The following is a 22,765-nucleotide window of genomic DNA, read 5'->3' on the forward strand; positions in this document are numbered from 1 at the left end:
GCTTGACCAACCAACTTCACCGGTTAAGGAGGAAACTTGTCATGGATTCATTGGTTCAAACAATTTTAGCAAAAGTGGCGAAATTGCCCGCCAAGCGGACGTTGATGTACGATGTCGAGGGCTTTGAAGAAGACCAGGTCACGGCGCTACAGGAAAAATTAACGGCGGCCGCGGACTTACACGTGGAGGTCACCGGCACCCGGCACCATCCGGTATTGGAAATTCACCAATAAACGTTGAAAGGACCAACACTCAAGCGGCGTTGGTCCTTTCGTTTAAACTGGCTTGCCATAATCTAATAAGTGCAATTGCTGAAATTTGGTGAGTCGCTGTTCGATTTCCTCGGCCGAAAGCTGAATTTCCCCGGCCGGAATCACCGAGTCGTTCGTCCACGACCACTGGGTAATCTGATCTAACAAGTGAATATCCTCATCGTCTAAATCGTTAATCACCATGGTCAGTTGGTGTATAAAGGCCTTCGTTCCGCCGTGAAAGGTAAACGCTAATCCCTTAATCATCGTCCACTCCCCCTTTGTTCGAGTTGGCTGTGTCCCTCTATTTACCTGCAAGGTTACCATCATCGGCGTTAACTACGTCGAAATTTGACTTGTCTAGGTAGGACAATTTATGAACGATCTGAGCGGCTGATTAATTTGGTTGGCGGACGCGGGGTAAAAGAATTGGCACCGCGCTGACATCCCCCCCCTACTTGTGCCATAATATGGGTAAATGACTGGTAGCGTCACTGAACCGGGGAGGTCGCGTTCATGAAGGAAAAGATCGGGTGTTGGGGCTGGCTGGGAATTCTGCTGGCCATCGCGTTAATCTATGATTATTGGTACATCATTGTTCCTCTGATGGTTGCCGCCTACTGCGTCTTGCTTTGGCGGAAAAAACACGCTGCGCCGAAGGACCCGATTGTCACGGACAGTGTTTCGAACCCCACCGAATCTTTGCCGGAGAACGTCCCAACCATCGACGCCAGGCCCACGGTTAAAGACCTGTTTGACGCGACCAAGGAATCGAGTGCCCTAACCCTCCGGCTGGATGAAGAGAATAAATTTTACGATTTTCAAGACGACCAATTGGACTTTAACCTAGTCTTAGCGGACTACCAGAACAATCCCGGCCAGGCGCGTCAGGACATGCAAATAATCGTGGATAGTCTGTGTGAGCTCAGCCAAACGGTTTACGAAGAGACTGGCGACCTAGATTATTCGTTTCGCGAATACATTTACCAACCCGACTTCACGATTTTGCTGGTTCAGGCTAAGGCCGGCCAAGTGGAATACTTTCTGCTAGATGATCCCCAGTTTTTGCGACTAGCCAATGGGGATCCGGAACACCCACTGCTGGAAGCCGCCCCCATGGACGACAACCTCGCGATGCAGCTTCGCCAACTCAAGGCCTTGTTTGACGAGGGCGTCATTACCCAAGCGGAATTTGAGGCGAAGAAGCGGCAGTTGTTGGGAATTTAAACGATCTGAGGATTGCTAACCGCCACCTAATTTAATCCATAAATCAAGCTTACCCGCTGACACGACAATGGGGTAAGCTTTTTTCATGGATTGGTTTTCGTCAGCCCCCGCCTATGGCCGATGACGGCCAAAAATCGTGGCCCCTAGGGAACTGAGGGCCAAGCCAATGATGCCCCAAACCTTCAACTGGCTATGTCGCTCGTTCGTCTGGGGCAGTGTGGCTGGTGTGGGCTTTGCCCCGGGCTTAGCATTGCCCCTCTCCCTGACGGATACGACTCGTTGGGCCGAGAGCCGGGGACGTTCGGAAAGGTTGACCGGAATCCCCTGAATCATCGCACCAGCGCTATCGGCTACCGCAGTGGCTTCATCTAGCATGTCTGGCGTAGAAGAAAGTAGCTGTGTTGGCGTTGGGGCTGCTGGCTGAGCCGGGGTTGGCGTTAACGGCACGGGCGTAACCGGCACAATTGGTGGCGTCACAGGATCCGGGTCACTGACATGGGTATCACTGCCGTTATTGCTGCTATTACCGGTGCTGTGATTATCGTCAGCCGCCATGGCCGCTGCGTAAATGTAGATAACCGTTTGCGGGGTGGCTGTGTATTGCCCAGTCGCGTTGTGGTCTTTAACCGCCTTGAACGTGTACCCTTTGATCTTTAGTGGACGGGTCGTGTAAGCTTCTCCAATGTAGCCATGATCTAGGACCTGGTCCTGAGCGAGTGCCTTTCCAGCTTCGTCTTGATAGTGAACGGTTACGGCTGCGGCTTTGTCGGCTAGGATGTAAGGCTGGACAACGCTAAAATCGGGGCTTGCATCACTGCTTCCACTAACGCCAGTCAAAAAATACAAATCTTTTTGGTGAACGATATTTGGAAAATAGTTTGGAAAATTATCCAAAAGTTTTCCTGAAAGTTGGTCCTTAATACCGGTAAAAATCAAGCCATGATTTTTATCTGAAGCAAAATATGAAGCTCCTAAAATGTAATAACGTCGATAAATTTCACCATCCCTATTTATCCAAATAGGTGCACTTGCCCCACCAGGTTTAGTAGATAAAGTAGCTTTTACTCCGTTTGGATAATAATAATTACTTGTTAAATGTGCCGTCCGGGTTTTACGATCAATGTATATTGGTTTCAGTTTGATAAATTGATTTCCAAGACTAGGATTCACCAAATTCGGCAAATTCTTCAATGGTCGAAAATCACCGATATCATTAACTATTGCATTAAAATACTTCAGATTAGTTAAGTTAGTTACTATCGAAATATCACTAACCCGATTACACTGAATGTCCAAAGAAGTTAAATTTGTCAATTTAGCCAATGGTGAAATATCTCGAACATCGCCCTGAAAAAAAAACATGATCATCGATACCATTACTATTACTATCTAGATTTACACCATTATTAAGCCGAATTTCCGTTAGATTGGTTGCGTACTCCAGCCCCTTCAACGAATACTCAGTTTCACCATCAATATAGGTGTCATTATTGCTAAAGCTTGTGAGCAATAGCATGTCGTCCTTGGAAATATCCGCAACTTTTTTCCACTGCCGACCACTACTTAACTCATTTAGATTTCTTAAAACCGCCTGCTGCAACCTTTTATTAGGCATCCACTGGTCAATGGTTTCGGCATCGATTCGTGCGGTCGGCATAGGCTTTTCCCCCGCCGCTACCGACTCAGGTCTAACACGCCTGGCAATTGTAACCGTCGTATCGCCTGAACCACTATCATCAGGGACGCTCAAACTACCCGAGTGCTCATCACCGTGGTTACCATCCTTTATCTCCCGCTGATCATCGCCGTCTTCCAAAGTCGACTGGCCCGAGGGTTCTGGCGTTGTGCCTTCATCCCCGTCAACAACTTGACGGCCATTAGCATCATGGGAATCGTTGTTATTAATCTCATTATTGTCAGCATTATCAGTATGCTTTGGGGGTATCGACGTTTTCTCTTCATCTGGCACCCCATCCGGCTTCGCTTGCCTTTCACCATTAGAAATAACACTTGATTGCCGCGCACGATCCTCGGCTGGAACAGTATCCGCCCGCGCCGTTTGCCCACTGACACTAATCAACGTCAAGGCTATTACGGCCGCACTTGTTAAACCCCCACACCTAATCGATTGTGGCCTTTCTCTCACCCGCATTGCATCCACTTCTCCCAATAGAAATAGTTTACAAAAACCGCCCTGCACTTATGGTCAAACAAAGCATAGCATGAGCCAACAAATTAGGCAATACTATAAACAATTTTATATAATCTCTCAAATCCCTAATGGCCACGGGATTTAGACGACCTCTCCATCTTATTTTCACGCGCACAATCCGGATAAAATATTAGAAATACACGATACAAATAAAAAAATTATATTTCCATTTAAATAATTCGGCCCTATCCGCAATAAGTCCCCTCCCAGCGAGCAATTACTGGGAAAAAATAAAAACGCCCACAGGGGACGCTTTAGAAATCTCGCGCTTTTATTTTCATGCGCAAGCTCGGGTTAACCTAACACTTTCAATTCTTAATTCATCACCCAAGAATCGTCATACGCCAGTGAAAGCGCGACGCCGTTCGAATTTCTACCAAATTAGTGCTGTGACACGCCACCTAGAAATTCCCTCGCTTAACATCCTCCCACAGCCCATCACGAGACTTAATGTGTAACTCATACTCATGGCTAGCCGCATTTAAGATGAGGTAGCGAAACGTCGCGCCATCCCCATCAGTCAGATTAAAGCTTAGGCTATGGTTAGCCGTCACGTCCCGATTGAACTGATTCCGATGCCCATGGATTGCGATAATACCGGCCATTTCAGTCGAATCCGCCCACACCCGATCAATATCTCGCGTATAGACCGAGCGCTGGCCGTCACTCAGTCCATGAATAAAGGTATTGGTCGCCGTCAGGGCAATGCCTGCCGTTAAATGCTTCGGTTGAAGCCACTGAGCCACTTGCACCGGTTCCAAGCCGGCATGACTCAGCAGTAACTTTTTCCCGGCAAAATTAATCGCTAAATAGGTCCCCATTCCAGCAATTAAAGTTTGAACCTCCCTTTCGGTAATTCCTGCTGTCTCTAATTGTGGCAACGTTTTCTCTGTAAATTCCTTTAATGCGGCAGAATTTTCTCGATGCTCCTGATACCAAGCCAATAAGCGATGTTCATGATTTCCCAACAGGTTCAAGCCATCATTATGCGCAATTAAAGCTCTAATCACACCGGCAGGATCTGGACCGCGGTCAATGGCATCTCCTAAGAAGGCCACCATCGTATCAGGACCTAGCCTCGCCAATTGCTCGTTCAAATGACGGGAATCCCCGTGGACGTCGCTAAATACCACGAGTTTCTTAGGCGAATGAAGCGTTTCGAAGCGCAATGGCTTCACCAATTCGTCAAGCATCTCGTGGGGAGTGATAACGCGACCGAACCCGGACCAGTCAACGTTTTCGTAGCGCCGAGTGTACTTGGGCAATCGGTCCACGGATTCATCGTCATACCCTTCTCCTAGACCGCCAGGATTATCCATCGCCTTAACGACGATCACCTCATATCCCCAGGCAGCCGCCTTGACCTTTCGAAACCACCGTAAGGCTTCCTTGGACAAGAAGTTTATGGCTAATACGAACGGCTCCTGATTATCTAAACGTTGGCGAACCAAGCGATCCAAGACTCTCTTGGATAAAGCTACAGAACTAGCATTGACGGTCTTAATCAGTCTCCCGTTGCGAAGCAAGACGCGCGGATTTCCTGCGGCCAAGCGAATACGCTGCTCCGAGACGACATAGGGCTCCAAGCCCTCCTGATGATAAAGCCAGTCTTCCGCACCTGGGAGACCAACGTAGGCATAAATCTTTTTCGTACTACCCGTTAATCGCTCACCTAAGTACGCCATCACCTGATTGCTCTCCTTCCGCTCACCTCAAGCATTATTTCTTCAACTTCAATCTATCTTCTCGATCAAGCTCCGCATACCGCCGTTTAACAGCGGCAAGGAATTCGAGTTCTTGTTCAGAGTAGAAGCTCTTAAATTCATCAACGCTAAACCCTGCCGGATCATCGGCCAAAAACTTCAGGACTTCATCAAACGAATGCGCGTGTTCTTGATGGTGGTCTTTACGTGAGCGACTATTCCAAAGGGGAAAATACAGCCCGCTGTCGGAAAATTCACTCATGACCCAAATAATATCCCCTATCTCCGGTCCATGACTTCCGAAACTGCCCGTTGAATCTTCTTGACGCCATTTCTGTTGGAACGGTGTATCCACCACCCATAATTCCTCCCGTAAATGCTTCTTGGCAACGTTGACCGGTCGCATAACCCCCTCATACTTTCGCTCAAACCTGCGTTCAGCGTGATCAGCCCACAAACGACGAATAAATTTAAACGTGACCCCCATCTCCCATCTCTAATAACTATTTTCTCGCAATACGATTATTTATCTTCAAATGCTTCAATTAATCGACCACTGTCAGCATCAAATACGGCAATATTTCCAATCTTCCCGGCAGGACCACTGTGGTTGCCGCCATCAACAAAGTAGCGTGGTTGCTCACCCGCATACTGAATCGTCAGAACGCCACTGGGACTTACCGTCCGATTACGCAACGTTGACTTCGACTTGGGAGCGTCGTAAATCCCCGTAATCAGGGAGGTTGGCGTATGCCCACTGATAATTGCATAATCTAGCCAGTTATGCGCATAGTTCGGGTAGATAGGGCCGTACCAGTAGGGTTCTCGTAGCCAATATTTTTCATGCCGCGGCGTGTCGGCTATTGGATCGGTAAGCGTCAGGTCTAACCCCGCGTGGACAAACAACAACTTACCCATCTTCAAAGTTAGTGGTAAGGCGCCCATCCATGCGATCAACTCGGCATAGAATTGTTTAACGATCTGAAAAGCATCGTCAATATTCTTTGCCGTTTCCCCCGTGGTCAAGACTGCTTCAGCAATGACATCCTCACCCATGCCATCTAACCAAAATTCATTCTTTCCCGTTAGACTTTCCCAAGCAGCGGCATCATGATTCCCCTGGATAACGAAGACGTGCGTGGGGTCTGCACGCTGCATGTCAAAAATTTTCTGGGCCACCGCAAAACCTGTATGGTGGTGAAAAGAATCTTGATAATCTCCGAGAAAGACCACCGAAGCCTGGGGATGACGTGCCCAGATTTCAGCTAACTTGGGAAAGACCAACATTTGGCCATGTACATCCGACAGTACTATCACCTCTCGAATAGGATCATCCCTTCCATATAAATCACAAATCGATTGACGTTTCGACCTGTAGCGAACGGCAAGCCTGCAACCGAATCGTTAGTCGACTGCGCCTAATCATCTTCAAACTTATCAATCAGTAGGCCGGTTTCACTGTCAAAAACACCGATATTCCCTAGTAAATCCGGACTACCAGCGCCAACACCAACATCAAGGTATTCGCACCGTCAAAACTAAGTCAAGCATCCCGATAGCTATTACGAAAGAAATCCAGGGCCGCCTGCTCGTGATTTCCCATCAACACCACGGTATGTGCCGGATTGGCTGCTTGCATGTGCCGTATTCGGTCAATTAAGGCGAATCCCAGGTTGTCGGTAGACGTATCTATGTAGTCGCCTATAAACACGGTCGTCGCGCTACGATACTTGGCCTGAACCTTTGCCAGTTGGTCTAAAGTCTCTAATTTCCCGTGTAAGTCATCGAGTGCTATATAAATCGCCACTTTATCCATTCTCCCTGACGCAATGATTTTAATCGCAATTGTTACCACCTTTGGCAATGCTCAGTATAGCACTTTACCGTACAGACAGCATCTATGATATTAATCGCGAAAAATAAACGTTCATAGTAACGGCTGGGTCCTCACAGGTTTTTTTTCGAGCCCACCACTAATACTCACATGCCATTCACAAGATTTAATTGCAAGACTGTCGATATCCTTTTTGAACTGATGATGAACCTGTAGCCTAACTCGACGTTTTTTCCTCGTCTCATCCTGCTATTTCAGCTTTCGTCGAATACAGGTTCGACTAATTTTTTACCATAAGACTACCTAAAATTGGAAGTTCGACCTCCGAACGTTGACCGGCTACCAAAGCATCTTTACAATAGTCTTTATGGAGGTGTCATATGGAATCACGAAACCAGAAGTTCCGGCGTTTAGGCGCAGGTAGGATGACCCGAATTTTTCAGGTGATGAACCTCATCGCTAATTTGAGTGCCCCTCAATATGTTTATACCATTGAGGATATCACTGAGCTATTTAACACCTATCAAGAACTAGGCAAAGCCTCTCAGAAATATTTTCAAGAGACTGGCCCTACCCGTTACAACGAAATGCCTGATAGTTTTACCTTCACTAATCAATCAACCACCAACCCGGAATCACGCGTTGCTCACGAACGTTTCCGCCGATTAGCCGAAAAGAGAATGAGCCGTGTTGTTCATACCCTGCGCTTGCTAACCAATCTCTCGGACCGTTCGAATTACACCTATTCTCCTGAAGAAGTAACTGAATTATTTGTGGCTTTCAAGAAAAAGGGACAAGCGGTAGAAGCGCTGTTTGCGCCCTTGGAAACTGAATTTACTTTTAAAAATCAAGAGTGACTATTCCCCAAATTTACTCGACCAAATTTAAAATTCACAGCCACGTCAACGAAGTGTATTTTAGCATAATACAGTACATATATCAAATGTACGTTCCATTTTCCTTATTTACTTTTAAACGGCAAGCTAAATAATGCGTTTGGTGTCTACTCGTCCATAGCCTTACTATATTTTTAACTGTTACGTAAAGGGAACTATTCCCTATTTATTTAGCTCAGATTTGAATGATTACCACCTTGAAGTTTTAATTGAATCATGGAAAAGATCTCTATTTCATGAAATTTTACTACTATGAACAACCGTAGTAGTGCGTATCCTACTTTAAATAGTACGGGATAAGTTCATATAAATCGAGTAGTTATTGAAAGATAATAGATTCAATCATACAAGTTTGAAGAAAATACAAATCAGCTACCCAAGGTTTTTACTTTATTTTCAGCAAAAGCCAAGTACCGACTAACACCATACATGCTGACAGGGCCGAATTTAGTGTTTCTCATCTGAGTAATGTTGGCCACTTCCTAAGTGTGAACAAAATAAAAACGCCCCGAAGGACGTTGTATGCTCGAAATTATACTTCTAGTTTTGTTCTTAACGCCTCAGTTAATACCTGGGAAACATTAATTTTCCGTTCCTTAGCAATTACATTTAAATATTCTGGGATAGTCACATTTTTGCGAACGGTTCGTGAATACTTAATACGAAATTCCGCTAAGTCAACGGAAATATAAACCAAATATTCTCCATTTTCTAGTTTAATATCTTTCGGATCAGATGGTTTAGGATAATCCGATTGATCTTCCAATAAGTTACCAATCAGATCTTCAGCCATAGCAACAGCGTCCAAGGTATCGTTTCCTTGCGTAAACCCGCCTTTTAGGTCAGGGACTCGAACAAAAATATAGTCCCCATCTTCGCTAAAAATAGCAGGGTAAATTACCATATCCTTCTTCATAGAGTCGATCTCCTTTGTGTTTTTTGTCAGTTTCATACTGTAGATAGAAAAAATTAAGTTAGTACTTGAGAGTATACCAAAACGATCACTCATTTTGGCCGCAATAAAGGAACGCTATGGTTTCTCTATATTTGCTTCTCTCAAAATCGCGCGCTCCAACCCTTTCCCAAGTTCCTTAGCATGAATCGGTACCATGACAGTAACATTGCTTTGGATGTTATAGAGTTTTAAATGCGATGATCCATTCTGCGATTTCTCGATAAAGCCATGTTCCTTCAACAGTTTAACCATCTGTCGTGGCTTCATCGGCATACTACTCACCTCTTTATTATCGATAGTCACATTATACACATTGAATACACACTTAGCAATAAAAAGATATTCTTATGTACAAAAAAGGGAGCTATTCTACCGCATAAGGCTCCTCAGACTAATTTTGGTTCTATGATATTTGGTGTTGATGGAGAAATCCCTCGACACTATTTTTGTGTAAAAAAGAGTAAGCACCTAATAACTGACCGTCTATGATTGGTGGCCACAACACGATATGATTACCTCATCAAATAAATTGGTGAGGTTTTTTATGGAAGATAAGGTCTGTCCTCAAAGGCCTTATCTTTTTACTACAATTCAATATGGCCGGTTATTTGGTGCTTACTCAATTTCTTCCCACAACCCACTATTTACGTGGAAAAAGTGCAAAAAGCGCCACACATTAGGCATTGAAGCTGCCCAATATGTGGCGCAAACGTTGCTATATCAACGTTTCACTACTTCGTTTCATCCTCATCAGTCTTCAAAACGGCCATGAACGCCTCCTGTGGGATATCCACCTTCCCCACAGCCTTCATGCGTTTCTTCCCAACTTTTTGCTTCTCCAACAGTTTCATCCGCCGGGTACGGTCACCACCGTAGAGCTTGGCGGTCACGTCCTTCCGGTAGGCCTTGATCGTAGTTCTGGCAATGATCTTGGCGCCGATTGCGGCTTGGACTGGGATTTCGAAGTTTTGCCGCGGAATGATACCCTTCAACCGTGAGGCAATCTCACGACCGCGTTGCGCGGCGAACGTCCGGTGCGCAATAAAGCTCAGCGCGTCGACCTTATCCCCATTCAACAGGATATCAATCTTCACCAGATCGGCCTCCTGGTACCCGTTACGTTCGTAATCCAACGACGCGTAACCGCGGGTACTGGACTTCAATTTATCAAAGAAATCGAAAATAATTTCCGACAATGGCATGTTATAGATAATATTCACGCGGTAATCATCCAGATATTCCATCGTCAGGAACTGGCCCCGCCGATGTTGGCACAGCTCCATGACCGCGCCCACGTAGTCGTTAGGCGCCATAATCGTCGCCTTTACGATCGGTTCCTCGATTCGTTTGATCGCGGAAGCTTCCGGCATCTCGGCCGGGTTCTCCACCGTCTTCATCGTCCCGTCCGTCAAGTACGCGTGATACGTCACGGATGGCGCCGTGGTAATCAAATCCAGATTGAATTCCCGTTCCAGTCGTTCCTGAATAACATCCATGTGGAGCATCCCCAGGAACCCACACCGGAACCCAAAGCCCAACGCCTGCGAGGCTTCGGGTTCGAATTCCAACGCGGCATCGTTTAACTTGAGCTTCTCCAGGGCTTCACGCAAGTCATTCAGCTTGGCGTTATCCGTGGGGTACAACCCGGCGTAGACCATCGGATTCATTTCCCGATAGCCCGGTAATGCCTTCTCCGCGGGCATCTCGGCGTTAGTGACGGTATCACCCACCCGGGTATCCGCGATATCCTTGATGCTGGCCGTGATGTATCCCACATCCCCGGCAATCAGGTAATCACGCGAAATCGGCTTCGGTGAGTTCACCCCCACCTCGGTGACTTCGTATTCACTGCCGCTATTCATCAGGAGAATCTTATCGCCCGGTTGAACGGTCCCCTCGAAGAGTCGCACGCTCATGACCACGCCACGATAATCATCGTAAACGGAGTCAAAGACCAAGGCCTTCAACGGCGCATCCAGCTTTCCAGTTGGTGCCGGCACCTTGTGAACGATCTGTTCCAACAATTCCGGAATCCCCACGCCTTGCTTGGCACTAGCCAAAACGGCATCGGAAGCATCCAGACCAATCACGTCTTCAATCTCTTGCTTGACCTTATCCGGATCGGCCGCCGGTAAATCAATCTTATTGACGACCGGCACGATTTCCAAGTCATCGTCCAGCGCCAAATAAACGTTGGCCAAGGTCTGCGCCTCGACCCCCTGGGCGGCGTCAACGACCAACACCGCACCCTCACAGGCCGCCAGACTCCGTGAGACCTCATAAGAGAAGTCCACGTGACCCGGGGTATCAATCAGGTGAAACTCATAGTCGTGGCCGTCCTTGGCGTGATACGTCAATTCAACCGCGTTTAACTTAATCGTAATTCCACGTTCGCGTTCAAGATCCATGCTATCCAACACTTGATCTTGCATATCGCGCTTGGAGATGGTATCCGTAAGCTCCAAGATTCGGTCCGCAATCGTTGATTTTCCGTGGTCGATGTGGGCCACGATGGAAAAGTTACGGATGTATTTTTGATGGTTTTTTAATTTCTCAAGATCCATGTTGATTTCCTACTTTCTTAAACACCATGTCCAGACAATTATACCAACCATCAGCGGTAAGCACAAACCAAAAGGAAGGCCGGCGTCGTAAATTTTTGCGATAACGCCGCCATGACAAAAGGTCCGGGCATTCACCCGGACCTCCTGAACTATTTCGTCTCGTTTTCGTACTGTTGCAACTGATTAGGCCCTAACTGCTGCCATTGCTTCTCATAGAATTTATCATTAATCTTGTAGTGCGGTTGCGCCTGCTTCTGAGTTAAGAAGGGGTCCACCCGCCGATCAATGGCCAGCCAGCCCCGCCAGCCGGGATGAATCGTGTCGGTCATAAAGTACGGCACGTTCCCCTTGTCTGACAGGTCCACAATGTTATTAAAGCCTTGCGACTGCAGTTGATAATGAATCTTCTGGTCGAACTGCTTCAACATCGTAGCGGACAGGCCGGTATACTTCTGCCACCGTTGGTTAATCGGTGGAATGATAAAGATGACGTTGGTATTCAGACGAGCAAACTGATCCAACACGAGCTGGAAGTCACTATATTCGGGTGACTTGAGGTACGAGAGATTCTTCTGGAACCCTTTCAGATTCCCCGACTTAATCTCTTGCTTCAATCCCTGGTTATAGAACTTATCACTAATCTGGAATCGGTTATTGCTCGTTGCCTTTTTCCCGAGCCGACCACCGAGTTGATCCAGCGCCGAATAGGAGTAATGAGTGGGTAACTTCTTGGCTTGCCGGTCAACTCGACTCAAGTTCCGCGATGGTAAATTAATGCCGGAGAAGAACTGATCCTCTTGGGTCAACATGTTCTTCCGCGTTTGCAGGTAGAACCGTTGATAATCCGTCAATGATTTACCAGCCGCCACCCGTTGTAAGGCCGCATAGATGAAATGATCGGACTTGGCCGCCGGCATCTGTAAGAGCCGCTTAGCCGCGTACTGGTCAATCGCATCGTGGCGGTAATGGGATAGCCATTCGGTCGTCTGCAATTGAGAATAGTAGAAACCAAAGGCATCCTTCCGCGTCCCGTTTTTCACGAACCACTGCGGTGAAACAAAGAAGACCGCTTTCTTATTCCGTAACTCCCCTTGAATATTCTGCATCACGAAGAATTGCGTTAACGACTGCGTTCCCCGGGCACCTAAGAGAAACGGCCGGTAATCCCGATGATACTTCTGGGCCAGAACGGACGGATGCATCGGATCAATCCGTGACCATTCCGAGGACCCGAAGAACGGGACGTACCCGTTGCTCAGCGCCGCTTCCTTAATGTGCTTACCGCGTAAAACGTTGGGTGACAGTGACACCGCCGCCTGGCGCTCGCGAGTGGCACTAATGTGCTTAAACCCGAAAGTCACCGGTGAAGCGAGCACCGCAAAAACTAGAATCGCCGCGAGAATTAACGGACCAAAGATCCGTAGTAATCGCTTTGCCATTGGCTAGGCCAGGCTTTCAACTTTCGCAATAATCTTGTTGGGCGTGTCCCACTCTGACCGCTCAAATTCGGAAACGGGCACATTCACACCCAGTTCGCTTTGCAGCGACAGCAATAATTGGACGGACGCCATGGAGTCCATGATGCCGCTATCGAACAGATTTTCATCCATTGCCCCGCTAACATCGCTACCCGTTAAGTCGTTTAAAATGTTTAAAACCGTTTCTTTGATATCCATTTTTATTTCCCCCTCGATGAAATAAACCCTTTTAAATTAGTTAAAACCAAATTTTATCCAAAATCCCCGAAAAGATTAGGAAGCTAAAGCAGACCAAGTTGCCCGTCAAAAAGATGGCAAAGATCTGAGTGAAATGATTGTGCGGCACGCTCTGACGATGCTTCTTCTTGTAGCGCAACCACATATCGTTGACCATCAAGGCCACCCCGTGGAAGAGGCCGTAGGTAATGTAATACCACGTGACCCCGTGCCAGAACCCCATGACTAACATGTTAATCACGTAGGTCACATTCGCCGTGGTCGTCGGTTTCTTGAAGACCTTATGCTTCATGAACCAGAAGACCAGACGCATGTAAATGAAGTCTCGGAACCAGAAGGACAGCGTAATGTGCCACCGATTCCAGAAGTCCTTGATGTTCGGAGAACGCCACGGTTGCTTGAAGTTCATCGGCGTGGCGATCCCCATGATATAGGACGTCCCCACGGCGAACAAACTGTACCCCGCAAAGTCAAAGAACAGGTCGGCACTGTAGCAGTACATGTACCCGACCAGTGGCCAGGAGATATCCAAGAAGCCGCCCCGAGAGTGCATCGCCATCAGCTGCAACTTCGGCATCAAAATCGTTCCGAAGTAGTAGGCCAGAATAAACTTGTACATGAAGCCAACGAACAGGTAACGAATCCCCTTTTGCAACATCCCCAGGTACTTATCCCGATCCGGTACCGACCGATAGTCCGCCTCAAACCGGCGATACCGGTCAATTGGCCCGGACGAGATGGTTGGGAAGAAGAGCATGAATTGCAGGAACGTCATCACGTTGTAGTTCTTGATGGCCCCATCCCTGGTCTCCATAATCGTCTGCACGGCTCTGAAAGTCAGATAGCTAATCCCCAGAAAACCAATCAGTGAAGCCTGACCGTTTTCCACGGCCGGCGTCACCTTGACAATCGTCAGTGGCGCAATCGCCAAGATGACCATCAAGTAAAAGAACGGCCCCGAATTGTGATTCCTTCGGTAAACGGCATACCCCCAAGTCAAGCCCACCTCGTACAAAATGTAAATTATCAAGGCCACCCCTTGGGTCCATTTGGCACCGCCAAAGGTTAAGACCAGAAAGAAGATTGAAATTAACGTTTCGTAAAGGCGTGACCGTTTACCGTACAGAAGACCAATCATCAGTGGCAGTAACGCCACCCCCAACAAGGCGAAATACGTTGGGTTGCCGTACGGTTCAAATGTCAACATTAGTGATTGACCTCAGCAATAATTGATTTGATATCGACCTTGCCGTTGGGGGTCATCGGTAGGCTGTCCTTGTACACAAAGCGCTGTGGAATCATGTATTCCATCATGTCGCCACCCTGTAAATTATCCTTGATCGCCTTGGTAAGGTCTAATTCACTGGCAAAGTTGTGTTCGCTAGGAACCACCCAAGCAATCAGTTGACTGACCTTGTGGTTCCGGTCGTAACGTGGCACCGCCACGCCGACCTGAATGTGGTCTTCTTGGGACAGGTAGTGGTTCACCTCTTCCAATTCGATCCGATAGCCGTGGAGCTTAATCTGAAAGTCGGTCCGGCCCCGGTACATAATCAAACCATCGGCCTGCATCACACCCAGGTCCCCGGAGCGATAGACCGTCTTGCCGTCAACCGTGACGAACGCCTTAGCCGTCTTCTCCGGATTGTTCAGGTACCCCTTCGACATTGAGGGCCCACTAATCAGAATTTCGCCCTCGGTTCCAGCTGGTACCGGCTTCAGCTGGTCATCGACCACACTGATTTCGGTGTCACCCTTGGCGTAACCAATCGGCAGCCGTGGGTAATTGGCCAGCGTATCGGCGGTAATTTCCACCTGAGTCACCGCTACCGTGGTCTCCGTCGGCCCGTAGGTGTTAAAGATCCGGGCATCCGGGAACCGACTGTGCAGCGTCTGGGCCGTGGCATGCGTTAACTCCTCGCCACAGAACAGGAACCGGCTCAATCGTGGATAATGTGCGGCATCAAAAGTGGGCTCCAACAAGCAAATGTCCATAAAGGACGGCGTTGACACCCAGACATCCAGGTCCATCTGCGGTAACGTCTCAAAGAGTTGTTTGAAATTATCCGTGACCGTCTTCGGCAGGGCCACCAACGTGCCACCACTGGCTAGCGTGGGCCCCCAATCCATGACCGACAGATCAAACGAATACGGTGCTTGTGATAACGTCCGTGGTTGCGTTGGCAATACAAAGTCTGCACTGAGCATCCAGTTGACGTAGCTTAATAAGTTTTTGTGTGAAATTTGAACGCCCTTCGGTTTACCAGTCGTTCCGGACGTGAAGATGATGTAATAGTTCTCATCCCCACTCACGGCATGATCCGCCTGGTAATCCACGGCGGGACCCGCGAAGATGGTCTGCAAATTGTCCGGCGTCACCACCGGTGTAGCACCTAAGGTTGTGGGCAGCGCGCTGACCGCAATAGCCGCGGCGGGCTGCGCAATTTCATTAATCGTTGTAATCCGCTCTAATGGTGAATGCGTATCTATCGGAACGTAAGCGTGGCCGCTTTTGACAATCCCTAAGAAGGTCGCCATCATATTAAACGTTTGGCCCCCATAAACTAAGATGGGCGCATGTGCTGGTAATTGCATGGCATCCAAATGGGCGGCCAAAGCATCCGAGCGTTGTTTCAGGTCTCCGTACGTGTTCGTGTGCCCAAGATCATCATACGCAATTCGATCCGGTTCGCGCGTCGCAAACCGATCGATCGCCGTGATCATGTTTTCTATCATTCTATATCCCCCCCAAAAAATCCGTGGTTAGTGGTTAGCTGACCCCGCAGCTAGAACTCGTTGTAAATAAACGTCGAGTTGTTCAACCCACTATAACCATACAAGTAAACCAAAATCATCAAAATCACAAAGTAGAATAACGTCCACCCAATAAAGGCCACTACTGGTTGATGCCAGATCGCCAGCCACTTTGCTCTCATGAAATTCACCCCCAAGTTTGCTGGTCGATTCGTCCCCCAAACCAGCTTCCGTTCGCAACCACGCACCGTGTCATTTCCCCGACGAATCCACGATGCGTGGTGAGGAGTTCCGCAGTTACCCTGCGCTCCTTATGTTCTGAGAGTATCATTGGCAAAAGCTGATTGCAATTAACCTTACTCAACCTTAAGGCTTTCTTTTGTTTTCATAATTTTCGTTATTGATTCGGCCCATCAAAAAAGGCCGCCGAACTCGTCGGCAGCCTTGATAGATTAGCACTTAGAGCACTTCGGCCCGCAAGCTAATTTTCGTTGAATTTATCACGCATTTTGTTAAATAAGTTACCTTTGCCAGAACCTGTAACACTTTCACCGCTGGCCTTGGCGAAGTCTCTGAGCGCGTCCCGTTGACCCTTATTCAGGTTCTTCGGCGTCATGACCTTGACCGTCACGTGCTCGTCACCGTTACCGTTGCCGCGAAGCCGTGGCGCCCCCTTACCGCGTAAGCGGAAGGTGGTGCCGCCCTGCGTCCCGGCAGGAATCTTTAGTTTGACGTCCCCGTGAACGGTCTTGACCGTCACATCATCCCCCAGAGAAGCTTGGACGAATGAAATCGGTTGATCAAAGTAAATCTCAGTCCCATCACGCCGGAAGTCTTTGCTTGGCGTGACTTGGAAGATGATGAAGAGGTCGCCATAGCCACCGCCATTTTGACCGGCTTCACCCTGACCCTGGAGCCGCATTTGTTGACCGTCATCAACCCCAGCTGGGATCGTGACTTCAACTTCGTGCTGTTCTTCCTCGTGGCCAGAACCGCCACAAGTTGGGCACTTTTCCTTGATTTCCTGACCAGTACCGTGGCAGACGGGGCAAGGTTGTTGACTCCGCATCCGACCCAACGGTGTGTTGGTTTCGGTCGTCACATAACCCGAACCGCCACATTGGTGACAGGTGACGGGTGACGTCCCCGGCTTAGCACCGTTCCCACCACACGTATGGCATTGCGCCTCGCGAGTGTACTTGATCTTGGTCTTCTTGCCAAAGATGGCCTCTTCAAATTTGAGGGTCATCTGGTACTGTAAATCACGGCCCGGGCGTGGGGCGTTAGGATTACGTTGTGCGCCACCGCCGCCAAAGAATTGGTTAAAGATGTCGTCGAAACCACCGCCGCCACCAAAACCGCCGAAGCCGCCACCGGCACCAGCACTACCGCCGCCAAAGCCACCAAAGCCTTGGGGACCATCGGCTGAACCGTATTGGTCGTAATTAGCCCGTTTATCCTTATCACCTAAGACGTCATAGGCATCCTGAACCTCTTTGAACTTGTCCGCCGCGTCGGGGGCCTTGTTCAAATCTGGATGATACTTCTTAGATAATTTCCGGTAGGCCTTCTTAATTTCTTCTTGGCTGGCATCCTTGGAGACACCTAATACGCCATATAAGTCCGATTGCGCCATCGTTTTCCTCCCAATCCATTCCGAAATTTTTCGCTACTAGTAAGAATAGCATACTCGAAACAAAAAGCCAAAGCCCCACGGACTCTGACTTTTTGCCTTACTCCTTGCAACGAGACAACGACCGTTTACTTCTTATCCTTGTCATCGTCATCGTGGACTTCATGGAAGTCACCGTCAACGGTGTCACCATCTTTGCCATCAGCCTTGGCACCATCGGCACCAGCGGCTTGGCCAGCAGCACCATCAGCGCCACCTTGAGCTTGTTGGGCTTGTTGGTATAACTTGACAGACAAGTCTTGGATAATCTTGGTCAGATCATCCTTCTTGGTCTTCATGTCATCCAAGTTGTTGGCTTCTTGAGCCTTCTTTAAGGCATCACGAGCATCTTCGGCCTTCTTGATTTCATCGTCGGAAACCTTGCCCTTAACGTCTTTCAACGTCTTATCCGTCTGGAAGAGTAATTGGTCGACTTCGTTCTTGGTGTCGACTTCTTCCTTACGCTTCTTGTCGGCAGCTTCGTTTTCCTTGGCTTCCTTCATCATCTTGTCGATTTCTTCGTCGGACAGACCACCGGAACTCTTGATGGTAATCTTTTGTTCCTTGTTCGTACCCATATCCTTAGCGGAAACGTTAACGATCCCGTTCTTATCGATATCGAAGGTGACTTGGATTTGAGGAACCCCACGAGGTGCGGCTGGGATGTCAGCGAGTTGGAAGTTACCCAACGTCTTGTTGTCGGCAGCCATTGGCCGTTCACCTTGTAAGACGTGAATATCAACGGCTGGTTGGTTATCCGCAGCGGTTGAGAAGACTTGGGACTTGCTGGTTGGAATCGTGGTGTTCCGGTCGATTAACTTCGTGAACACGCCACCCATGGTTTCAATCCCTAAGGACAATGGGGTCACATCCAACAGCACAACGTCCTTCACGTCACCGGTGATAACCCCACCTTGAACGGCGGCACCTAAAGCAACGGCTTCGTCAGGGTTGATTGAGTGGTTGGATTCCTTACCCGTCCACTTTTCAACGGCTTCTTGAACGGCTGGAATCCGCGTTGAACCACCGTTTAAGATGACAACGTCGATGTCGCCAGCCTTTAAGTCGGCATCCTTCAACGCATTTTCAACAGGAATCCGCGTCTTTTCAACCAAGTCAGCGGTCAATTCGTTGAACTTAGCCCGGCTCAATGACTTTTCCAAGTGCAAGGGGCCGTTTTCACCAGCGGAAATAAATGGCAAGCTGATTTGGGCTTCAGTCACACCAGAAAGGTCCTTCTTGGCCTTTTCGGCAGCGTCCTTCAACCGTTGTAAGGCCATCTTATCCTTGGATAAGTCCACACCATTTTCTTGCTTGAAGTCGGCGATTAACCAGTCCATGATCTTCTTATCGAAGTCATCCCCACCTAAGTGAGTATCACCATTAGTTGACAGAACGTCAAAGACACCATCACCTAAATCCAAGACGGAAACATCAAAGGTCCCACCACCAAGGTCGTAAACCATGATCTTTTCATCTTTGTCTTGCTTGTCCAAACCGTAAGCCAAAGCAGCGGCCGTTGGTTCGTTGATGATCCGTTCAACGTTCAACCCGGCAATCTTACCAGCATCCTTCGTTGCTTGACGTTGCGCGTCGTTGAAGTAAGCTGGCACCGTGATAACGGCCTTTTCAACCGTATCACCAATGTAGTCTTCGGCGAAAGACTTCAAGTGTTGTAAGATCATCGCTGAGATTTGTTGTGGCGTGTAATCCTTGCCATCAACCGTGACCTTGTAGCCGGCTTCACCCATGTGACTCTTGATGGATGAAATGGTGTTAGGGTTGGTGATTGCTTGACGCTTGGCCACTTCACCGACTTGTGTTTCACCATCTTTAAAAGCGACAACGGATGGCGTCGTCCGAGCGCCTTCCTTGTTCGCAATAATCTTCGGGGTACTACCTTCAAGAACGGCAACGGCTGAGTTGGTCGTCCCTAAGTCAATTCCGATAATTTTGTTACTTGCCATCAAAAATTCCCTCTTTATTAGTTTTTTATTTGATTTATTGTGCTACGACAACCATCGCTGGCCGCAGAACCCGGTCCTTCAATTGGTAGCCCTTCTGGAGAACCTTGACCACCGTTTCAGTGGTTTGGCCCTCTTCAACAGGAACCGATTGAACGGCTTGATGCAACGTTGGGTCAAAAGTCTTCCCAATGGCTTCAATCTCCGTGACGTGGTTACGCTTCAAGGCATCTTCCAAGTGATCGTAGGTCATCTGGACACCCTTCTTCAGTTGTTGCCCCGTCTCGTCCGTTGCTTCGACCGCCAGAGCGCGCTCCAGGTTGTCAATGACGGGGAGCACGTCCTTCGCCAGTTGCTGGCCATCGTACTTGATAAGTGTGGCTTGTTCCTTTTGGAAACGCGCCTGCATGTTTTGGACTTCCGCCTCCGCACGAAGATACTTATCTTCAAAGTCACTGGCTTTGCTCTTGAGTGCATCGACTTCAGCAGCAGTGGCAACCTTCTTAGCAAATTTTGGTTTCTTTGGTGCTGCTTCCTTAGCCGGTTCAGTCTTTGAATCTGGCTTGGTCGTGGCGGCCTTTGCCGCAGTTTGGTCATCGGTAGACGCTTGTTGCTTGTCAGCCACGATAAAAACCCTCCCTTTCTTTACTCGTCATAAAACCGGTAATAATCTAATAGTTTTTTCGCGAGCTCTTCACGAAACGCGCCGACAATGCCGAGCATCCGAGAATATGGCATCCGCGTGGGTCCTAGAATGGCAATCATGCCCTGACCGTGCTGGTCAACGTCATAGGTTGCCGTGATTAAACTGAAGTTCCGCAGCGCATCGTTGGTCATTTCATTTCCGATCCGCACCGAAATCTTATCACTGGGTTGCCCCAAAACACTGGCAATATCATCGGTCTTATCGATCAATGAATACAGTGACTTCAGTGAATCAACATCACTATCCTGGGAGAAGTTCAGGAGGTTGAGTCGCCCGCCAACGTAGAACCGCTCCTGAGCGGCCCGTGTCAGCACATCGCCGAAGATATCCAAGAATCCCTGTGGACTCTGAAGATAATTGGCAATCTGCGCGGGAATCTCGGCCTGCAACTTCTTTAAGACTTCCGGTAAAGTCAACCCCACGAGTTGGTCATTAATCAAGCGCACCACAGCCTCTAGCTGTTCGCCATCGACATCACCCGCCACGTCAAAGGTCTGATTCTCAACGTCCCCGCTATCGGTCACGAGAATCGCCATAATCTGCCGCTTACCCAGTGGCACCAAGCGGAACCCACTGAGTCGGCTATCCTTCAACTCCGGCTTGAGCGTAAACGCCGTGTAACTCGTCAAGTTGGACAGGATCGTCGCGGATTGTGAAATGATTTCGTCAATCTTGTGAAAATCGCCGCCCAATGAGGACTGAATCACATCGATATCGTTCGGCCGTAGTGGATCGGGCTTCACCAGATGATCAACGTAATACCGGTAGCCTTCGACCGAAGGAATCCGGCCGGAAGAGGAATGGGTCTTCTTAATCAGACCCTGTTCCTCCAAGGCTGCCATCTCGTTACGAATTGTCGCTGAGCTTACGTGGATGGGTAACTGCTTGGCTAATGCCTTAGACCCCACCGGAACACCGGTATTGGTGAAGTCACGGACAACGGCTCGCAGAATCATCATTTGTCTTTCTGAAAGCATCACAATCACCCCTTTTTTAGCACTCAAACTAATCAAGTGCTAAGACACATATATAATGTAGCAAAACCGGGTTTTGAAGTCAAGAAATCTGGTAGAAAAATTAGCAATCTCTGCAATTAAGTGCTAATTTGCCAAATTGTAACCGATTTACCGTGTCTCTAGGCTTTTCGTCGGTGATCAGCCTAACCAGTCCCCAGCATACCAAATATTGGGGGACTTGCAATTATCTTCCCAAACCGAGCGTTGTGCCCGGCCACGGCAAAAAGCCCGGACACTGCCGGGCTTTTGTCGTTAATTTGGAGATGACCGGAATCTCTGACGAACGCCGGTAGTCATTCACGACTACCCGTGTTTGTGCGCGAGATCAGTCGGCCGCAACCTGCGAGAAATACTCCCGGGTGGCCACTTCGTCTTGTTTCAATTGGTCGATGAGACCCTGGGCGGAATCGAACTTGACTTGCCCCCGTAGCCGGTGGTGCCACTCGACCTCGACGTTTTCACCGTAGAGGTTGCCCTGATAGTCTAGGAGGTTCATCTCCACCGTAATCGGGCGATTGTCGCCAAACGTGTCATTGCGGCCCACCGAAATCATGCCGGGATACCAAATGGCCCCGACCTTGAGCCGGGCCGTGTAGACGCCAATACCCGGAATCCATTCGTTCTCCGGCGTTAAGACGTTAGCGGTTGGAAAGCCAATCGTCCGCCCGCGAGCTTCCCCGTGAACCACCACGCCAGTCGACCGGTACAGGTAGCCCAACAGATTATTGGCCGTATCCACATCGCCGGCTTTCATGGCCTGACGAATCCGTGTGGAACTAATCTTCTCCTGGTCGCTGGCTTCCTTGGCGACGGTCTCCACGTCAAAACGGCCCTGCGCGTACGCCGGGAGCCGGTCCATCGTGGCCACGTCTTTCTTGCCATAGGTGTGGTCAAAACCCGCCACGGCCGCAACCGTGTGAAACGCCACGAGGTAGTTATCCACGAACTCCTGGGGCGTTTGGGCCGAAAAATCTCCGGTGTAGCTCACGAGAAAGACGCGATCCACGCCCAGTCGGTCCAGCTGCTGGAGCTTTCGGTCCGGCGTGCTCAAGTATTTTCGGTCATCGCCCTCTAGCGGCCGGTAAACCAGCGCCGGATGATGATCGTAGGTCAATACCGCTAGCTTCACATGCTTGGCCGTAGCGAGCGCCTTAGCCCGTCTGATGACCGCCTGATGCCCCCGGTGGACACCGTCAAAGAATCCCATGGCCAAAACGACCGGATCATCGGGAATCTGTCGCGCATCCAGGGGGTGATGTATTCGAATAACTTCCATGACAAGACGCCTCTTTCTCA

Annotated in this window: 23 protein-coding genes; 3 read left to right on the plus strand and 20 right to left on the minus strand. The window is 48.9% G+C overall.

Going from position 1 to position 22,765, the window contains the following annotated elements; genetic code table 11:
- The first annotated feature begins 41 nt into the window (after positions 1-41).
- Entirely contained in the window at positions 42-233 is a 192-nt protein-coding gene (locus tag V8I28_RS01640; protein ID WP_341778380.1) for a hypothetical protein, read from the plus strand.
- Positions 234-275: 42 nt separating this feature from the next.
- On the opposite strand, the gene V8I28_RS01645 is transcribed toward V8I28_RS01640, so the two are convergent.
- Complete coding sequence (locus V8I28_RS01645; protein WP_341778381.1) at positions 276-518, minus strand: hypothetical protein; 243 nt, start codon at positions 516-518, stop codon at positions 276-278.
- A 249-nt stretch (positions 519-767) separates the two neighbouring features.
- Here V8I28_RS01645 and V8I28_RS01650 point away from each other — a divergent pair, with 249 nt between their 5' ends.
- Positions 768-1,478, plus strand: a complete 711-nt coding sequence (locus V8I28_RS01650; RefSeq protein ID WP_341778382.1) for an SHOCT domain-containing protein — start codon at positions 768-770, stop codon at positions 1,476-1,478.
- A gap of 111 nt (positions 1,479-1,589) precedes the next feature.
- Here V8I28_RS01650 and V8I28_RS01655 read toward each other — a convergent pair whose 3' ends face one another.
- The 6 genes from V8I28_RS01655 to V8I28_RS01680 all read right to left on the minus strand — a co-directional run bounded on the left by V8I28_RS01655 (position 1,590) and on the right by V8I28_RS01680 (position 7,200).
- Entirely contained in the window at positions 1,590-2,846 is a 1,257-nt protein-coding gene (locus V8I28_RS01655) for a MucBP domain-containing protein (protein ID WP_341778383.1), read from the minus strand.
- Positions 2,794-3,558, minus strand: coding sequence for a hypothetical protein (locus tag V8I28_RS01660; protein WP_341778384.1), 765 nt, complete (start codon positions 3,556-3,558; stop codon positions 2,794-2,796). The genes V8I28_RS01655 and V8I28_RS01660 overlap by 53 nt, the downstream gene beginning before the upstream one ends.
- Positions 3,559-4,091: 533 nt before the next feature.
- A complete protein-coding gene (locus tag V8I28_RS01665; RefSeq protein WP_341778627.1) occupies positions 4,092-5,375 on the minus strand; it encodes a metallophosphoesterase in 1,284 nt (427 codons plus the stop codon).
- A 34-nt stretch (positions 5,376-5,409) separates the two neighbouring features.
- Positions 5,410-5,880 carry a hypothetical protein gene (locus V8I28_RS01670; RefSeq protein ID WP_341778385.1) on the minus strand — a complete coding sequence of 157 codons (471 nt, stop codon included), beginning with the start codon at positions 5,878-5,880 and terminating at the stop codon, positions 5,410-5,412.
- Between the two features lie 35 nt (positions 5,881-5,915).
- Positions 5,916-6,710, minus strand: coding sequence for a metallophosphoesterase (locus tag V8I28_RS01675; RefSeq protein WP_341778386.1), 795 nt, complete (start codon positions 6,708-6,710; stop codon positions 5,916-5,918).
- A gap of 226 nt (positions 6,711-6,936) precedes the next feature.
- Complete coding sequence (locus V8I28_RS01680) at positions 6,937-7,200, minus strand: metallophosphoesterase (RefSeq protein WP_341778387.1); 264 nt, start codon at positions 7,198-7,200, stop codon at positions 6,937-6,939.
- Between the two features lie 407 nt (positions 7,201-7,607).
- On the opposite strand from V8I28_RS01680, the gene V8I28_RS01685 reads away from it, so the two are divergent.
- The gene (locus tag V8I28_RS01685) at positions 7,608-8,084 is read left to right on the plus strand and encodes a hypothetical protein (protein ID WP_341778388.1); all 477 of its coding nucleotides are present in this window, start codon (positions 7,608-7,610) and stop codon (positions 8,082-8,084) included.
- 571 nt (positions 8,085-8,655) lie between these two features.
- Here the strand turns inward: V8I28_RS01685 and V8I28_RS01690 are convergent.
- From V8I28_RS01690 to ribF, 13 genes are all read right to left on the minus strand, one after another.
- A complete protein-coding gene (locus V8I28_RS01690; RefSeq protein WP_341778389.1) occupies positions 8,656-9,039 on the minus strand; it encodes a type II toxin-antitoxin system HicB family antitoxin in 384 nt (127 codons plus the stop codon).
- Between the two features lie 114 nt (positions 9,040-9,153).
- Entirely contained in the window at positions 9,154-9,351 is a 198-nt protein-coding gene (locus V8I28_RS01695; protein WP_341778390.1) for a type II toxin-antitoxin system HicA family toxin, read from the minus strand.
- A 458-nt stretch (positions 9,352-9,809) separates the two neighbouring features.
- Positions 9,810-11,642 (minus strand): translation elongation factor 4, encoded by a 1,833-nt coding sequence (lepA, locus tag V8I28_RS01700; RefSeq protein WP_341778391.1) that lies wholly within the window; start codon positions 11,640-11,642, stop codon positions 9,810-9,812.
- Positions 11,643-11,791: 149 nt separating this feature from the next.
- The gene (gene dltD, locus V8I28_RS01705) at positions 11,792-13,081 is read right to left on the minus strand and encodes a D-alanyl-lipoteichoic acid biosynthesis protein DltD (RefSeq protein WP_341778392.1); all 1,290 of its coding nucleotides are present in this window, start codon (positions 13,079-13,081) and stop codon (positions 11,792-11,794) included.
- A 3-nt stretch (positions 13,082-13,084) separates the two neighbouring features.
- The gene (gene dltC / locus V8I28_RS01710; protein WP_233670147.1) at positions 13,085-13,318 is read right to left on the minus strand and encodes a D-alanine--poly(phosphoribitol) ligase subunit DltC; all 234 of its coding nucleotides are present in this window, start codon (positions 13,316-13,318) and stop codon (positions 13,085-13,087) included.
- Between the two features lie 40 nt (positions 13,319-13,358).
- Positions 13,359-14,564, minus strand: a complete 1,206-nt coding sequence (gene dltB / locus V8I28_RS01715; protein WP_341778393.1) for a D-alanyl-lipoteichoic acid biosynthesis protein DltB — start codon at positions 14,562-14,564, stop codon at positions 13,359-13,361.
- Positions 14,564-16,093, minus strand: coding sequence for a D-alanine--poly(phosphoribitol) ligase subunit DltA (gene dltA / locus V8I28_RS01720; RefSeq protein ID WP_341778394.1), 1,530 nt, complete (start codon positions 16,091-16,093; stop codon positions 14,564-14,566). The genes dltB and dltA overlap by 1 nt, the downstream gene beginning before the upstream one ends.
- 50 nt (positions 16,094-16,143) lie before the next feature.
- The gene (locus tag V8I28_RS01725; RefSeq protein ID WP_341778395.1) at positions 16,144-16,293 is read right to left on the minus strand and encodes a teichoic acid D-Ala incorporation-associated protein DltX; all 150 of its coding nucleotides are present in this window, start codon (positions 16,291-16,293) and stop codon (positions 16,144-16,146) included.
- Between the two features lie 299 nt (positions 16,294-16,592).
- Entirely contained in the window at positions 16,593-17,747 is a 1,155-nt protein-coding gene (gene dnaJ / locus V8I28_RS01730; RefSeq protein ID WP_341778396.1) for a molecular chaperone DnaJ, read from the minus strand.
- Positions 17,748-17,872: 125 nt separating this feature from the next.
- The gene (gene dnaK / locus V8I28_RS01735; protein ID WP_341778397.1) at positions 17,873-19,750 is read right to left on the minus strand and encodes a molecular chaperone DnaK; all 1,878 of its coding nucleotides are present in this window, start codon (positions 19,748-19,750) and stop codon (positions 17,873-17,875) included.
- Between the two features lie 34 nt (positions 19,751-19,784).
- Entirely contained in the window at positions 19,785-20,372 is a 588-nt protein-coding gene (gene grpE, locus V8I28_RS01740) for a nucleotide exchange factor GrpE (RefSeq protein ID WP_341778398.1), read from the minus strand.
- 20 nt (positions 20,373-20,392) lie between these two features.
- Positions 20,393-21,430: a heat-inducible transcriptional repressor HrcA gene (hrcA, locus tag V8I28_RS01745; protein WP_168898668.1), complete on the minus strand. Its 1,038-nt coding sequence runs from the start codon at positions 21,428-21,430 to the stop codon at positions 20,393-20,395.
- Positions 21,431-21,794: 364 nt separating this feature from the next.
- A complete protein-coding gene (ribF, locus tag V8I28_RS01750; protein WP_341778399.1) occupies positions 21,795-22,745 on the minus strand; it encodes a riboflavin biosynthesis protein RibF in 951 nt (316 codons plus the stop codon).
- Between the last annotated feature and the right edge of the window lie 20 nt (positions 22,746-22,765).

It is taken from the genome of Levilactobacillus sp. HBUAS70063 (genome assembly GCF_038374745.1).
Classification (GTDB): Bacteria; Bacillota; Bacilli; order Lactobacillales; family Lactobacillaceae; genus Levilactobacillus.

Excerpts from the sequence above, each read along its gene's own strand:
- V8I28_RS01695 (WP_341778390.1), bottom strand. The coding sequence starts at position 9,351 with ATGCCGATGAAGCCACGACAGATGGTTAAACTGTTGAAGGAACATGGC.
- V8I28_RS01655 (WP_341778383.1), bottom strand. The coding sequence starts at position 2,846 with ATGATCATGTTTTTTTTTCAGGGCGATGTTCGAGATATTTCACCATTG.
- V8I28_RS01665 (WP_341778627.1), bottom strand. The coding sequence starts at position 5,375 with ATGGCGTACTTAGGTGAGCGATTAACGGGTAGTACGAAAAAGATTTAT.
- dltD (WP_341778392.1), bottom strand. The coding sequence starts at position 13,081 with ATGGCAAAGCGATTACTACGGATCTTTGGTCCGTTAATTCTCGCGGCG.
- lepA (WP_341778391.1), bottom strand. The coding sequence starts at position 11,642 with ATGGATCTTGAGAAATTAAAAAACCATCAAAAATACATCCGTAACTTT.
- dltB (WP_341778393.1), bottom strand. The coding sequence starts at position 14,564 with ATGTTGACATTTGAACCGTACGGCAACCCAACGTATTTCGCCTTGTTG.
- dnaK (WP_341778397.1), bottom strand. The coding sequence starts at position 19,750 with ATGGCAAGTAACAAAATTATCGGAATTGACTTAGGGACGACCAACTCA.
- dltC (WP_233670147.1), bottom strand. The coding sequence starts at position 13,318 with ATGGATATCAAAGAAACGGTTTTAAACATTTTAAACGACTTAACGGGT.
- dltA (WP_341778394.1), bottom strand. The coding sequence starts at position 16,093 with ATGATAGAAAACATGATCACGGCGATCGATCGGTTTGCGACGCGCGAA.
- V8I28_RS01725 (WP_341778395.1), bottom strand. The coding sequence starts at position 16,293 with ATGAGAGCAAAGTGGCTGGCGATCTGGCATCAACCAGTAGTGGCCTTT.
- V8I28_RS01650 (WP_341778382.1), top strand. The coding sequence starts at position 768 with ATGAAGGAAAAGATCGGGTGTTGGGGCTGGCTGGGAATTCTGCTGGCC.
- hrcA (WP_168898668.1), bottom strand. The coding sequence starts at position 21,430 with ATGCTTTCAGAAAGACAAATGATGATTCTGCGAGCCGTTGTCCGTGAC.
- V8I28_RS01670 (WP_341778385.1), bottom strand. The coding sequence starts at position 5,880 with ATGGGGGTCACGTTTAAATTTATTCGTCGTTTGTGGGCTGATCACGCT.
- dnaJ (WP_341778396.1), bottom strand. The coding sequence starts at position 17,747 with ATGGCGCAATCGGACTTATATGGCGTATTAGGTGTCTCCAAGGATGCC.
- V8I28_RS01685 (WP_341778388.1), top strand. The coding sequence starts at position 7,608 with ATGGAATCACGAAACCAGAAGTTCCGGCGTTTAGGCGCAGGTAGGATG.
- V8I28_RS01690 (WP_341778389.1), bottom strand. The coding sequence starts at position 9,039 with ATGAAGAAGGATATGGTAATTTACCCTGCTATTTTTAGCGAAGATGGG.
- V8I28_RS01645 (WP_341778381.1), bottom strand. The coding sequence starts at position 518 with ATGATTAAGGGATTAGCGTTTACCTTTCACGGCGGAACGAAGGCCTTT.
- V8I28_RS01640 (WP_341778380.1), top strand. The coding sequence starts at position 42 with ATGGATTCATTGGTTCAAACAATTTTAGCAAAAGTGGCGAAATTGCCC.
- ribF (WP_341778399.1), bottom strand. The coding sequence starts at position 22,745 with ATGGAAGTTATTCGAATACATCACCCCCTGGATGCGCGACAGATTCCC.